We start from the raw sequence: 13,788 nt of genomic DNA on the forward strand, positions 1-13,788 counted from the left end.
GGACCTTAGTTGCGGACGGGCTTGCCGGTCTGCAGCATGCCCATGATGCGTTCCTGCGTCTTGGGGTTGTCCAGCAGCGAGCAGAAGTGCTTGCGCTCCAGCGCCATCAGGTACTCCTCCGTCACCAGGGAGCCGGCCTCGACCTCGCCCCCGCAGACCACGTCGGCGATGGCAGCGGCCAGGTGGTAGTCGTGCGCGCTGACGAAGCCGCCGTCGCGCATGTTGGCGACCTGGCCCTTGATCGTCGCGATGCCGCTGCGGCCGGCGACCGGGAACAGCGCCTTGTGCGGCGCGCGGTAGCCGGCCTCGGCCATGCCCAGCGCGGTGGCCGTGGCCACGTGCAGCAGTTCGTCCTTGTGCGGCACGATGATGTCGGACTCCAGCAGGAAGCCGTTCTTCCTGGCCTCATGCGCCGACGTCGCGACCTTGGCCGTGGCCGCGGTCAGGAAGCCGTCCTTCAGGAAGGTCAGGATGTCGGCACCGGCATTGCCGGCTGCGGCCATCTCGGCGGCGCGGCGGGCGATGTAGGTCAGGCCGCCGCCGCCGGGGATCAGGCCCACGCCGACTTCGACCAGGCCCACGTAGCTCTCGACATGCGCAACGCGGCGCGCGCAGTGCACGGCCAGCTCGGCGCCGCCACCCAGCGCCAGGCCGCGCATGGCGGCGACGACCGGCACCGACGCATAGCGCAGGCGCAGCATCATGTCCTGCAGCTTCTTCTCTTCCGGCGCGATGCCCTTGCTGCCCATCTTCATGAAGACGGGCATCAGGCTTTCCAGGTTGGCGCCGGCGGAGAACACGTCGTCCGGGCTCCAGATCACCAGGCCCTTGTACTGGCTTTCAGCGATCTCGACGGCCTTCAGCAGGCCCTCGGTGACGGCGGGGCTGATCAGGTGCAGCTTGGCGGTGATGGAGGCGATGACGACGTTGCCGTCCCGCGTCCAGACGCGCACTTCGTCGTTCTTGAACAGCTCGGTGCCGCTCTTCAGCGGGTCGGCCGCGCCGGTGCCCAGCAGCGATTCGCGGAAGGCCTGGCGCTCGTACACCGGCAGCTCGCTGCGCGGCTTGAACTTGCCCTCCGCGGCGCTCCACGAGCCCTGCGGCGTGTGCACGCCACCAGCCTCGGCGACCGGGCCTTCCGTGACCCATGCCGGCAGCGGCGCGCTGGACAGCGTCTTGCCGTCGGCGATGTCGGCGGCAATCCACTCGGCCACCTGCTTCCAGCCGGCGGCCTGCCACAGCTCGAACGGGCCTTGTTGCGAGCCGAAGCCCCAGCGCATCGCGAAGTCGATCTCGCGCGCGGTGTCGGCCACGGTGTCCAGGTGCACGGCGGCGTAGTGGAAGCTGTCGCGCAGGATGGCCCACAGGAACTGCGCCTGCGGGTTGCTCGATTCACGCAGCAGCTTCAGGCGGTCGGCCGGCTGCTTCTTGAGCATGCGGGCGACGATCTCGTCGGCCTTCTTGCCGCCGGCGACGTACTCGCCCGTGGCGAAGTCCAGGCGCTGGATGTCCTTGCCGACCTTCTTGTAGAAGCCGGCACCGGTCTTCTGGCCGAGCGCCCCTTTCTGGATCAACTCACCCAGCACCTTGGGCGTGGCATAGGTGCTGTAGAACGGGTCGTCCTTCAGGTTGTCCTGCATCGTCTTGACGACGTGGGCCATGGTGTCCAGGCCCACGACATCCGCGGTGCGGAAGGTGCCGCTCGACGCACGGCCCAGCTTCTTGCCTGTCAGGTCGTCGACGACGTCCACCGACAGGCCGAACTTCTCGGCCTCGATCATCGTGGCCATCATGCCGGCGATGCCGACGCGGTTGGCGACGAAGTTGGGCGTGTCGTGGGCGCGCACGACGCTCTTGCCCAGCGACGTGGTGACGAAGGCCTCGAGCTGGTCGAGGATTTCCGGCTGCGTGGTCGGCGTGTTGATCAGCTCGACCAGCGCCATGTAGCGCGGCGGGTTGAAGAAGTGGATGCCGCAGAAGCGCGGCTTGATTTCTTCGGGCAGAACTTCCGACAACTTGGTGATCGACAGGCCCGACGTATTCGACGCGACGATGGCGTGCGGCGCGACGAACGGCGCGATCTTGGTGTACAGGTCCAGCTTCCAGTCCATGCGCTCGGCGATGGCCTCGATGATGAGGTCGCAGCCCTTGAGGACTTCGAGGTGCTCTTCGTAGTTGGCCTGCTGGATCAGCGCCGCCTCAGCGGCGTCACCCAGCGGCGCGGGCTTGAGCTTCTTCAGGCCGTCGACGGCCTTGGTGACGATGCCGTTCTTGGCGCCTTCCTTGGCGGGCAGGTCGAACAGCACGACCGGCACCTTGCAGTTGACGAGGTGGGCCGCGATCTGCGCGCCCATCACGCCGGCGCCGAGCACGGCGACCTTGCGGACTTGGAACTTGGAACTCATGGGGTCTCCTGTTTGAAGCGGGGACCGCGGCTCAGGCCGCGGTCAGAAAGTCGTGCACGGCCGGCCAGTAGACCGCGCGCTCGTCGCGCATGCCGTGCGTGTGGTCGGCGCGCGCGAGCGTCAGCCGCTCGACGCGTGCGCCTTTGGGCGCGGCAGCGGCGAGTCGGTCGCCATGATCGATGGGTGTCCATCGGTCGCCCCGGCTGTGCACGAGCAGCAAGCGCACGTGCGCGGGCAACCGCGTGATGCTGAGCTCGGGCCGCAGCCGGCGCTCACCTTCGGGCGACACGGCGCTGCCCAGGCGCAGCACCGCATGGGCGAAGGGATAGTGCTTCCAGAATGCCGGCAGGCTGGAGGCACAGCCTTCGGCCACGATGCGGTCGTATGGGTAGTCCGCCGCACCGAGTGCGTTCAGTGCGTGCATCGCACCGAACGACGCGGTCAGCGCATGCACCGGCAGTCCGGGGAACAACTGCCGCGCGTGGCGGCCCGCGGCCAGGCTGTCGGCCGGCCAGTCGAAGTTCGTGGAGGGACTTTCGCCAAAACCGTTGAAGTCGAAGGCGAGCACGTGGAACCCCGCAGCCAGCAGCGCATCCGCGTGGCCGTTGCGCAGCCAGAAGCCTTTGGCGGCCAGGCCCATCGGGTGGGCGCAGACGACCACGCCGCGTGGTGCGCCAGCGGTCGTGCGCTTCAACACCGCGGCCAGCGTCGAACGGCTGGCGCTGGCGATGCGCAGGCGCTCCCACCCCTCGGAGGGCACGTCCAGCGGCCAGCGCCACGGCTTCATGAAGCGCCCGAAGAACGGCTTCTTCAGCTGCCGATGCCAGAACCAGCGCGCCACCGGCATGCCGGTGGCCAGGCCCTGCCAAGCGCGTCCAGCGAGCTCACCCATGCTGCGTCACTCCACGCGCAGCCACAGCTGGCTGCGGTAGAACGGCCCGATGTAGCCACGCATCTCCAGCTTCTTGCCGCCGTCCACCGGCTTCAGGCGCGTGCGGTAGGTCTTGCCGTTGTTGGGGTCCAGGACCTCGCCGCCGCCCCAGACGCCATCGCCCTCGGCCTTCACGCCGCGGATGATCTGCAGGCCCAGCACGGGCTTGTCCTTGCGGTCGTCATTGCACTTGTCGCACTTGGCGTCGGCCGGCGCCGTGGGGTCCAGCAGCTTGTCGATGCTGCCGACCAGGGTGCCCCCCTGTTCGCTGATGCGGACCAGCGACTTCGCGGTTTTGCCGTCGTCGTCGATGGTCTTCCACAGGCCCACGGGTGTTGCCTGCGCGAGCGCAAGCACGGGCGAAAGCAGCGCAGCAGCGAACAGGGATTTCATCGGGGCATCCTTAGAAGAGGGCCTCTTCCATTTCCATCAGCGGCGCCAGGCCGGCACGGCAGGTGCGGATCAGGCTGGCTGTCTCGGGCAGCAGCTTGGCAAAGTAGAAGCGCGCCGTGGCCAGCTTGGCGGTGTAGAACGGATCGCCGCTGTCCTTCTTGGCCAGCGCGATCTTGGCGGCCTGGGCGAAGAAATAGGCAAAGGTCATGTGGCCCACCACGCGCAGGTAGTCCACCGCTGCGGCGCCCACTTCGTCGGGGTTGCCGAAGGCCTTCATGCCGAGCTCCTGGGTCAGCTTGTTGACCTTGTCGCCCAGCTCGGCCAGCGGGTTCACGAACTCCTGCATCGCCTCGTTGGTGCCCTCTTCCTCGATGAAGGCTGCGATCTTCTTGCCGAACTTCTTCAGCGTGGCGCCGTTGTTGCCCAGCACCTTGCGGCCCAGCAGGTCCAGCGACTGGATGGTGTTGGTGCCCTCGTAGATCATGTTGATGCGCGCATCGCGCACGAACTGCTCCATGCCCCACTCGTGGATGAAACCGTGGCCGCCGAACACCTGCATGCAGTGCGACGTGGCGAGCCAGCCGTTGTCGGTGATGAAGGCCTTGATGATGGGCGTCAGCAGCGCGACTTCGGCATCGGCTTCCTTGCGCTCGTCCTCGTCGTCGCTCTTCAGCGCCTTGTCCAGCTGCAGCACCGTGTAGGCCTGCAGCATGCGGCCGCCCTCGGCGAAGGCGCGGGCGGTCAGCAGCATCTTGCGCACGTCGGGGTGCACGATGATGGGGTCGGCCGGCTTGTCCGGCGCCTTGGGGCCGGACAGCGCGCGCATCTGCAGGCGGTCCTTCGCGTAGGCCACGGCGTTCTGGTAGGCCACCTCGGTCAGGCCCAGCGACTGGTTGCCCACGCCCAGGCGGGCCGCGTTCATCATGACGAACATCGCCGCCAGGCCCTTGTTGGGCTGGCCCACCAGCGTGCCGTTGGCGCCTTCCAGGACGATCTGCGCAGTGGCGTTGCCGTGGATGCCCATCTTGTGCTCCAGGCCGGCGCAGAAGATGCCGTTGCGCGAGCCCAGCGAGCCGTCGGCGTTGACGTTGAACTTGGGCACGACGAACAGCGAGATGCCCTTGCTGCCCTGAGGCGCGTCAGGCAGGCGGGCCAGCACCAGGTGGATGATGTTGTCGGCCATGTCGTGCTCGCCGGCCGAGATGAAGATCTTGGCGCCGGTGAGCTTGTAGGTGCCGTCGGGCTGCGGCTCGGCCTTGGTGCGCAGCATGCCGAGGTCGGTGCCGCAATGCGGCTCGGTCAGGCACATCGTGCCGGTCCACTCGCCGCTGGTCAGCTTGGGCAGGTAGGTGGCTTGCTGCTCGGGCGTGCCATGGGCGTGCAGGGCCTCGTAGGCGCCGTGGCTCAGGCCCGGGTACATCGTCCAGGCCTGGTTGGCCGAGTTCAGCATCTCGTAGAAGAACTGGTTCACCAGGTGCGGCAGGCCCTGGCCGCCGAACTCGGGGTCGCAGGAAAGCGCCGGCCAGCCGCCTTCGACGTACTGCTTGTAGGCCTCCTTGAAGCCCTTGGGCGGCGTCACCTCGTGGGTGGCCTTGTCCAGGGTGCAGCCTTCGGCGTCGCCGCTCAGGTTGATGGGCGCGATGACTTCGGCCGCGAACTTGCCGCCTTCCTCGAGCACCGCGTTGATCGTGTCGGCGTCGATGTCCTCATGACCGGGCAGCATCTTCAGCTCGTCGACAACGTTCAACAGCTCGTGCATGACGAACTGCATGTCACGCATGGGCGGGGTGTACTGGGGCATCGGGTACTCCTGGAACGGTCTGTGTAGTGATGGGGTTAGCGCTTGGCAGCGCCGGTCTTGGGCGACTTGCGCGCACGGTCGAGCTCAAGGCCGGCCGGCGTGGCATAGAACTGGATGGTCCGGTCGAAACCGGTGCCGGCGCGCGCGAGGGCGCCGGGGATGCGCATGAAGCGCGCATCGTGGTGCAGCGAAAGGATCAGGCCGTGCAGTTCGAACACGATCTGCTCGACATCCGCATCGGCCCGCAGATGGCCTTCCTCGACGGACAGCACGATGGCCTTGTGCAGCGCCGCATGCCAGGCCTTGACCATGGCGACCAGCGCATCGCGCACCGGGCCGGGCCGGTCGTCGAACTCGACGGCGCCGCTGATGTAGATGCAGCCCGAGTCCACCTCGACCGACACGCGGCGCACCCAGCGCTCGAACATCGCGCGCAGCCGCGGCAGCCCGCGTGGCTCGCGAATGGCGGTGAAGAAGACTTCTTCCTCGAACTTGGCGTGGTACTCGGTGACGACCGCGATCTGCAGTTCCTCGCGCGAGCCGAAGTGGGCGAACACGCCCGACTTGCTCATGCCGGTCACATCCGCCAGCGCGCCGATGGACAACCCCTCCAGGCCCATGTGCGAGGCCAGGCCGAGGGCGGCGTCGAGGATGGCGGCGCGGGTCTGCTGGCCCTTCTGCAGAGAGCGCGCCACCCCGGCGGATTTGGGCACCGGCTTGGCGGCGCGCAGCGGGGCGGCTTTCTTGGCGGGGACGGGCAGCGTGGACACGGACGGAGTGGACTCTGGAATAAAACGAACGATCGTTCTATTTTGCAGGTCGCTCGCGTGACAGCGCCAGCTTGCCCTGGCGATTTCTAGGGTGATGTGCCTAATACTGCCGCGGACCTAGGGATGACCCGGAGGGCCGGGCCGTCACGGGCCCGCGCTTGAGCGGCGGAGGCCTTCTGCAGTAGTCTCACGCTTGGAGGTTGACTTCTGTGGATGTGCTCCAACTCGATGTCTCCGGCCGCCCCCAGGCCTGGATCACGACCCGCGAAGCGGCCGTGATCTACGCCTGCGACGGCGTCGCCTGGACGCTGGGCGACCCCTGCCAGGTGCTGCGCGGTGGCTGGCAGCGCCTGTCGGGCCGCCAGTCGCGCATCGAGGTGCATTCCATCATCGCCGTGCGCGGCGCGGTACCCAGCCGGGCCTGGCGCCAGGCGCCGGCGCTGTCCAACGCCAAGCTGTTCGCGCGCGATCGCTTCGTGTGCGCCTACTGCGGCCACCGGCATGACGTCGAGGACCTGACCCGCGAACACATCCAGCCGACCTCGCGCGGCGGCCGGGACACCTGGATGAACTGCATCACGGCCTGCCGGTCCTGCAACGGCCGCAAGGGCAGCCGCATGCCGGAGGAGGCGCATATGAGCCTGCTCTACCTGCCCTACGTGCCCAGCCTGCACGAGGACATGATCCTGCGCGGCCGCCGCATCCTGGCCGACCAGATGGAGTTCCTGCTGGCCAGCGTGCCGCGCAACTCGCGCCTGCACGGTTGACCGTTGCCGGGTAAAGAGTTGTAGCGGCCGGCCACCAGCGGTCAACGGCGGGACAATTCGACACGTTGGGCCCGCTGTACCGCCCACGGAGATTCCGAATGTCCAAGCTCATGACCTCCCTCACGCTCGCCGCGGCCCTGGTGCTGTCGGCCTGCTCGACGACCAGTCCCGACGTCGTCCAGCGCGGTGACGCGCAGCGCCTGTCGCAGGTGCAGGACGCGACCGTGCTGTCCTCCCGCCCCGTCACGGTCGACGGCTCGCAGAGCGGCGTCGGCGGCGTGGCCGGCGGTGTCACCGGCGCCATCGCCGGCAGCTCGGTCGGCGGGCGCCGTGAAGGCGCGGTCGTCGGCGTCATCGGCGCCGTGGCCGGTGCCGTCATCGGCAACGCCATCGAGCGCTCGGCCACCAAGGAAGACGCGCTGGAGATCATCGTCCAGCTGCGCAACGGCGAGCGCCGCGCCATCATCCAGGCCAAGGGCACCGAGAGCTTCAACAGCGGCGACCCCGTCGTGCTGGTGACGACCGGCGGCAAGACCCGCGTGACGCGCGCGCCGGCCGTCATGCCTGCCGCTTCCGCCAGCAACGGCTGACGGTTCGCCGCGGCGAAGGACAATGGCAGGCTTTCAAGCCTGCCATTTCCATGTCCGATTCCGACGACGAACCCCTCTACGAAGCGCGCCTGTGGCGCGACAACGGCTGGACCGCGCAGGTCATCAAGAACGAGGACGACGAGGGCTGGGCCGTCGCCATGTTCAAGGCCGGCGAGAGCGAGCCCGCGCTGGTCGGCCCGTGGACCATGGGCCGCGACAAGAAGAACCCCAAGCCGCTGGACGTCAACGCCTTCAACACGCTGGTGAAGACGGCGTCCGAAGTGATCCGCCGCCACGAACAGCAGCTGCACGCCCAGCTGAACAAGGCGCTCTACGTCGCGCGCGACGGCAACTGGCTGAAGATCACGCTGGAGATCGTGCCCGCCGAGGACGATCCCTACGCCTGGCTCGCCGCCTTCGACGCGGCCGGCGAGAAGCTGGCGCAGGTCAAGGTGCTGGCCGGCTTCAAGCTCAGCCAGTCGGCCGCCGAGGCCTGGGTGGACAGCGGCTTCGAGCGCCCGGCCGGCCGGGACTGATCAGCCCGCGTCCAGCGCCACGACCACCTGCGCCGCCGCGTCGCGCGGCAGCGTCGCAACCCGGCGCCCGTCCGGCGCGATGACGACGCTGTCGCCGAAGCCGCGCTGCGCCGGTGCATTCAGCGACTCGGGCCAGTTGCTCTGCAGCACCCAGGCGCCCAGGTCGCGCGCCAGGCCCGCGGCGCCGAGGCGGTAGGCCTTGCACAGCGCCGACTGCTCGGCGTCGGATTCGGCGATGTAGCTGGGCCAGAAGACCACGCGCGGCCGCGCATCGCCCGCAGGCAGCGCGGCTCGCAACTCCGGCATGAGGTCGGCGCCGTCGAGCATCTCGCGGCACAGCACCGACGTCGCCAGCACGCCGCCGATGGCCGTCCAGACACGCGGGCCGCCGCGTGCGAAGAAGCTGGCCTCGCTGTCCGTCAGGCCGCGCTTGTGGATGCGGCCGAGCTCGCGGCCCGCGGCGTCGATGTAGAGATGGCTGTTGAAGATGACGCCGGCAGCGCCAGGCGCGCGCAGGCGGCGCGCAGCTGGCGCTCGGCATCGGCCAGCGCCTCGACGTCGAGCAGCTCGGGCACGCGGCGATGAAAGCCGGTCAGCGCCAGCTCGGTGCTCAGCAGCCCGTCGGCACCCGCCGCCGCCGCGGCCTCCAGCGCCGCCAGCGTCTCGGCGAGGTTGCCGGCCAGAGTGACATGCATGCGGGGCTGGGCGATGGCCCAGCGCGGCGCGCGGCTCATGCGGTGATCTCGAAGGACAAACCGGCGCGCGCCTGCAGGCGCCGCACCAGCGCCAGGCCCATCGCGCTGCCCGGCGTCCAGACGCCGCCGGGCGTGGCGTCGCGGCCCACGTCCTGCACGAGGCACAGCGCGGCCTCGCTGATGAGCTTGCAGGTCGAGCCGTAGCCGGGGTCGCGGTCGCCCCTGACGATGGCGCGAAGCGTCTGGCCGCCCGCGGCCCTGCCGGTGAACCAGACCTCGTAGCGCCCGGCTTCGCGCGCCGCCTTGTCCGGGCCGTCGCCGGGCTGGGTCAGCACGAAGCGGCGCAGCAGCGCGCGCGTCGGCCCGAAGCCCAGGGCCAGGTTCTGCAGCCTGGTGAAGCGCGCCAGCGCGACGGCCTTCTTGCGGCCCTTGTCGCCCTGGCCGGGCTTGCCTGTCAGCAGCTTCTCGCTGTAGATGAAGCCCGCGCCCCAGGGGTGGCCGCGCAGCGCGTTGCTGCGGTGCACGTTCTTGGTGTTGATGGTCGCCATGACGAAGGGGCCGGCCCAGGCGTCGGCCCAGTCGTCGTAGCCGGCGCCCTGGTCGTCGGGCTGCCGCGGGCCCTTGAAGCCGCCGGCCAGCGCGAAGGGGTTGGCCATCAGCTTGATCTGCGCCGGGTCGCGGCGGACGGCCTCGATGGTTTCCAGCATGCTGGCAAAGGTGCCGCCGGAGAAGGTGCCCTTGAGCCTGGCGACACGCCCGCGCACCTCGGGCAGCGGCGCGCTAGAGCGGGCCTGCGCCTCGGCCTGCAGGTAGACGACGCCGAGGTCGAAGGGGATGGAGTCGAAGCCGCAGGAGAAGACGATGCGCGCGCCGCTTTGTTGCGCCAGCGGCGAGAGCTTGTCGATCATGCGTGCCATCCACAGCGGTTCGCCGCAGAGGTCGACATAGTCGGTACCCCCTTCGGCGCAGGCGGTGGCGAGCGGCTCGCCGTGCAACTGGTAGGGGCCGACCGTCGTGATGACGCAGCGGGTGCGTGCGACCAGCGTTTTCAACGCTGCGGCGTCGCCGGCATCGGCCTTCAGCAGCGCGACGGCGGGCGGCAGGTGCAGTTCGTCGCGCACCTTGGCGAGCTTGTCGAGGCTGCGCCCGGCGATGGCCCAGCGCGCACCGGCGGCGCCGCTGAGGTGCAGGTACTCGGCGACGAGCCGGCCGGTGAAGCCGGTCGCGCCGAAGACGATGAGGTCGAATTCCTTCTTGTCGCTCACGCCGCCCTGCCCTTCATCGCCAGCCAGTCGCTGCGCAACAGCGACAGCGCATGGCAGTCCACATACTCGCCCGCGACGAAGACGACGCCGCGCTGGATGCCTTCATGCTCGAACCCGCACTTCTCGGCCACGCGCCGCGACGCATGGTTGTGGACGGACATGCCGCAGGACAGGCGGTTCACCGGCCAGTTCTCGAACAGGTAGTCCACCAGCAGGCCGGCCGCCTCGGTCGTCAGGCCCTGGCCACGCATCGACACGTCGGCGAGCGTCCAGCCGATCTCGCGCGCGGTCGTGTAGCGCGCGGCGCTGAAGTGCACCACCTCGCCGATGACGCTGCCGTCCAGCAGGTGGCAGATCAGCAGCCGCTCCAGGTCCTCGCCCGCGAAGCCGTGCTCCTGCCAACGCCGGTCGATCTGGTGCGGCGGCGTCATGCGCGAGCCGCCGAACGGCCCCCGCACCTGCGGGTCGCCCAGCATGCGCTTGAGCCAAGGCAGGTCGTCTTCGGTCATGTGCCGCAGGCCGATGCGTTGACCTCTGAGCATGGATCTCATCCTCTCCAACGAAAAAGCCCGGCCGGAGCCGGGCCCAGTGCGAAGCGCCGAGTTCCGGGCCAAGCGCCGGGCCGCCCCAAGCCGTCCCGACTGGCGGCGCCCAGTGGGCAGCGTGTGCCTGCCGAAGCGCGGTCTGCAAGACCGACCGGGCACGCCCGCGTTCAGCGCGGCGAGCCTGGACGAAGGGTCAAAAGTGTATTCCGCGCATCATCTGCTGCATGGCGATGGCTTCCGGCGACAGCCCCGACTTGCCGGACTTGTCGCCCTTGGCGGCCGAGCTGTCGGGGAACATGCGGAAGGTGGTGTTCATGACGATCTGTGCGATGCGCGGCGCGGCGGCATGCAGCATTTCGCCGGAGATGCCCAGGCGAGTGGCGATGCGCACGGGCTTGTTGATGCAGGCCTGCGCAATCATGTCGGCGGCCTCCTCGGGCGCCAGCGTCGGCACGTTCTTGTAGATGGCCGTGGGGGCGATCATCGGCGTGCGCACCAGCGGCATGTTGATCGTGGTGAAGGTCACGCCGGTGTCGGCGAACTCGCTGGAGGCGCAGCGCGTCCAGGCGTCCAGCGCGGCCTTGCTGGCGACGTAGGCGCTGAAGCGCGGCGCATTCGTCAGCACGCCGATGGAGCTGATGTTGACGACATGGCCCTTCTTCTTGGCCACCATGCCGGGCAGCAGGCCCATGGTCACGCGCAGGCAGCCGAAGTAGTTCAGCTCCATCGTGCGCTGGAAGTCGTGGAAGCGGTCATAGCTGCTCTCGATGGCGCGGCGGATGGAGCGGCCGGCGTTGTTGATGAGGAAGTCGACGCCGCCGAACTCGTCGTTGCACCACTGGAGCAGCCCGGCGCAGCCAGCCTCGTCGGCGATGTCGCAGGCATAGCTGTGGATCTGCGCGTCCTTGCCGGCTGCGGCCTTGATCTCCTTGACCGCCTCGGCCAGCTTGGCCTCGTCGCGCGCGCAGATCAACGTGATCGCACCCGCCTCGGCGAACTTGATGGCCGCCGCCAGGCCGATGCCCGACGAGCCGCCCGTCACCAGCACCACCTTGCCGCCGGTCGCACCGCGCAACGACCGGTCGATGAACAGCGCCGGGTCGAGATGACGCTCCCAGTAGTCCCACAGCCGCCAGGCGTAGTCGTTCAGGTCGGGGCAGGCGATGCCCGAGCCCTTCAGCGCCGCCTCGGTGTCGCGGCAGTCGAAGCGGGTCGGATAGTTGATGAAGGTGAACATGTCCTCGGGAATGCCGAGGTCCTTCATCACCGCGTTGCGGATGCGGCGCACCGGCGCCAGCGCCATCAAGCCCTTCTTCACGCTCTTGGGGATGAAGCCCATCAGCGCCGCATTGATGAAGAGGTTCATCTTGGGCGCGTGCGCGGCCTTGCTGAAGATGTCCAGCACGTCGCCGACGCGGTAGCCCTTCGGGTCCACCAGGTGATAGCAGCCGTGGCCCTTGCTGACCTTGTGCGAGATGTGGTCCAGCGCGTCGACGACGAAGTCCACCGGCACGATGTTGATGCGACCGCCCTCCAGGCCGATGCTGGGCATCCACGGCGGCAGGATCTGGCGCATGCGCTGGATCAGCTTGAAGAAGTAGTAAGGCCCGTCGATCTTGTCCATCTCGCCGGACGTGGAATCACCGACGACCAGCGCGGGCCGGTAGACCGTCCACGGCCGCTTGCACTCCTTGCGCACGATCTTCTCGCTCTCGTGCTTGGTCATGAAGTAGGGGTGATCGAGGTTCTCGGCCTCGTCGAACATGTCCTCGCGGAACACGCCTTCGTAGAGGCCCGCGGCGGCGATCGACGACACATGGTGCACATGGCCGGCGTCGATCGCCTGCGCGAACTCCACCATGCTGCGCGTGCCCTCGATGTTCACCGCGACCTGCGACTCCTCGTCGGCGCCCAGGTCGTACACCGCGGCCAAGTGGTAGAGGTGGTCGATCTGGCCCTTCAGGCTCTTGATGACGTCGCTGGCCGCGCCGAGCTTCTTGCCCGTCAGGTCGCCATAGACCGGAATCGCACGGGTCTTGCCCACGCCCCAGTAGGCCAGCAGGTCGGGCAGCTTGGCCGCGCTCTCCTCGCGCATCAGGAAGTAGACCGTGCTGCCGCGCCGGGCCAGCAGCTTCTTGACGAGTCGCTTGCCGATGAAGCCGGTGGCACCGGTGACGAAATACTGCATGCGAGGTCTCCTGCTTGTTGGAAGGGGGTGAGCGCGCCGATTCTTCCCCAGTGCCTGGGGTGGCCCGCTGCGCACTTTCCCCAGTGAAGGCCACCGCCGGCGTAGAGCGCCCACACTAGGAATGGACGCGCCGATGCAGGATGCGAGGGCTACAGTCCCGCCGGTCAATACATTGCGCTCACTCGAAAGGACACCCCATGGTCAAGAAGCTCCAGAAGATGGCTGACAAGAAGAAGGCTGCGGCCGCCACCGGCTTCCCCGCTGGCCTGCTCGACAGCGCGATGGCACAGAACGTCAAGGACAGCGCCCAGCAGATCTGGGCCGCCGGCCTCGCCTCCTTCGCCAAGGCCCAGGGCGAAGGCTCCAAGGTCTTCGAGGCCCTGGTCTCCGAAGGACAGAAATTGCAGAAGAAGACCCAATCCGCCGCTGAAGAGAAGCTCAGCGCCGCCGCCAGCAAGCTCAGCGGCGTGGCCGGTGATGTCGGCGCCAAGGCCGGCCAGCACTGGGACAAGCTCGAGTCCATCTTCGAGCAGCGCGTCGCCAAGGCCTTGAAGGCGCTGAACGTGCCGTCCGCCAGCGATGTCGACAGCCTGATCAAGCGCATCGACGCGCTGGCCGTGTCGGCCGGCCTGAAGAAGGCTGCACCCGTGAAGGCCGCCCGCAAGACCGTCGCCAGGAAGGCCACCGCGGCCAAGACGGCCGTGGCTGCCAAGGTCGCGCCGGCCAAGAAGGCGGCGGCCAAGAAGGCTGCGCCCGTGAAGGCCGCCGTCAAGGCCGTGGCCAAGAAGGCCGCTGCGCCGGCCAAGGCACCGGCTGCAAAGAAGGCCGCGCCGGCCAAGCGCGCCCCGGCCAAGAAGGCGGCTCCGGCCGCCGACACGGCAGCGCAGGCCTGAGCACCGTTA

Annotated in this window: 14 protein-coding genes; 4 read left to right on the plus strand and 10 right to left on the minus strand. The window is 68.6% G+C overall.

Going from position 1 to position 13,788, the window contains the following annotated elements:
• Positions 1-5: 5 nt before the first annotated feature.
• From ASD35_RS08020 to ASD35_RS08040, 5 genes are read right to left on the minus strand one after another with little or no spacing between them, the layout of a single operon-like run.
• Complete coding sequence (locus ASD35_RS08020; RefSeq protein WP_056874329.1) at positions 6-2,405, minus strand: 3-hydroxyacyl-CoA dehydrogenase/enoyl-CoA hydratase family protein; 2,400 nt, start codon at positions 2,403-2,405, stop codon at positions 6-8.
• Between the two features lie 31 nt (positions 2,406-2,436).
• Positions 2,437-3,297, minus strand: a complete 861-nt coding sequence (locus tag ASD35_RS08025; protein ID WP_056874330.1) for a S9 family peptidase — start codon at positions 3,295-3,297, stop codon at positions 2,437-2,439.
• A gap of 6 nt (positions 3,298-3,303) precedes the next feature.
• Positions 3,304-3,729 (minus strand): DUF2147 domain-containing protein, encoded by a 426-nt coding sequence (locus tag ASD35_RS08030; protein WP_056874331.1) that lies wholly within the window; start codon positions 3,727-3,729, stop codon positions 3,304-3,306.
• Between the two features lie 10 nt (positions 3,730-3,739).
• Entirely contained in the window at positions 3,740-5,530 is a 1,791-nt protein-coding gene (locus ASD35_RS08035; RefSeq protein ID WP_056874332.1) for an acyl-CoA dehydrogenase C-terminal domain-containing protein, read from the minus strand.
• Between the two features lie 35 nt (positions 5,531-5,565).
• The gene (locus ASD35_RS08040; RefSeq protein WP_235538290.1) at positions 5,566-6,261 is read right to left on the minus strand and encodes a TetR/AcrR family transcriptional regulator; all 696 of its coding nucleotides are present in this window, start codon (positions 6,259-6,261) and stop codon (positions 5,566-5,568) included.
• Positions 6,262-6,509: 248 nt separating this feature from the next.
• On the opposite strand from ASD35_RS08040, the gene ASD35_RS08045 reads away from it, so the two are divergent.
• From ASD35_RS08045 to ASD35_RS08055, 3 genes are all read left to right on the plus strand, one after another.
• Positions 6,510-7,067, plus strand: coding sequence for an HNH endonuclease (locus tag ASD35_RS08045; RefSeq protein ID WP_056874333.1), 558 nt, complete (start codon positions 6,510-6,512; stop codon positions 7,065-7,067).
• 98 nt (positions 7,068-7,165) lie between these two features.
• Positions 7,166-7,657 (plus strand): glycine zipper domain-containing protein, encoded by a 492-nt coding sequence (locus ASD35_RS08050; RefSeq protein WP_235538271.1) that lies wholly within the window; start codon positions 7,166-7,168, stop codon positions 7,655-7,657.
• Between the two features lie 50 nt (positions 7,658-7,707).
• Positions 7,708-8,193 carry a hypothetical protein gene (locus tag ASD35_RS08055; RefSeq protein ID WP_056874334.1) on the plus strand — a complete coding sequence of 162 codons (486 nt, stop codon included), beginning with the start codon at positions 7,708-7,710 and terminating at the stop codon, positions 8,191-8,193.
• Here ASD35_RS08055 and ASD35_RS08060 read toward each other — a convergent pair whose 3' ends face one another.
• From ASD35_RS08060 to ASD35_RS08080, 5 genes are all read right to left on the minus strand, one after another.
• Positions 8,194-8,550 carry a hypothetical protein gene (locus tag ASD35_RS08060; RefSeq protein ID WP_056874335.1) on the minus strand — a complete coding sequence of 119 codons (357 nt, stop codon included), beginning with the start codon at positions 8,548-8,550 and terminating at the stop codon, positions 8,194-8,196. It lies immediately after the preceding gene.
• 62 nt (positions 8,551-8,612) lie between these two features.
• On the minus strand, positions 8,613-8,927 hold the full coding sequence (locus tag ASD35_RS08065; protein WP_056874336.1) for a hypothetical protein: 315 nt from the start codon (positions 8,925-8,927) through the stop codon (positions 8,613-8,615).
• Positions 8,924-10,153 (minus strand): trans-acting enoyl reductase family protein, encoded by a 1,230-nt coding sequence (locus ASD35_RS08070; protein WP_056874337.1) that lies wholly within the window; start codon positions 10,151-10,153, stop codon positions 8,924-8,926. Before ASD35_RS08070 ends, ASD35_RS08065 begins: the two co-directional genes overlap by 4 nt.
• Positions 10,150-10,695, minus strand: a complete 546-nt coding sequence (locus tag ASD35_RS08075; RefSeq protein ID WP_056874338.1) for a GNAT family N-acetyltransferase — start codon at positions 10,693-10,695, stop codon at positions 10,150-10,152. Before ASD35_RS08075 ends, ASD35_RS08070 begins: the two co-directional genes overlap by 4 nt.
• Before the next feature lie 196 nt (positions 10,696-10,891).
• A complete protein-coding gene (locus tag ASD35_RS08080) occupies positions 10,892-12,886 on the minus strand; it encodes an SDR family oxidoreductase (protein ID WP_056874339.1) in 1,995 nt (664 codons plus the stop codon).
• Positions 12,887-13,083: 197 nt separating this feature from the next.
• On the opposite strand from ASD35_RS08080, the gene ASD35_RS08085 reads away from it, so the two are divergent.
• Positions 13,084-13,779: a phasin family protein gene (locus ASD35_RS08085; RefSeq protein ID WP_056874340.1), complete on the plus strand. Its 696-nt coding sequence runs from the start codon at positions 13,084-13,086 to the stop codon at positions 13,777-13,779.
• Positions 13,780-13,788: the final 9 nt, after the last annotated feature.

The organism is Pelomonas sp. Root1444 (assembly GCF_001426885.1).
Lineage (GTDB): Bacteria > Pseudomonadota > Gammaproteobacteria > Burkholderiales > Burkholderiaceae_C > Pelomonas.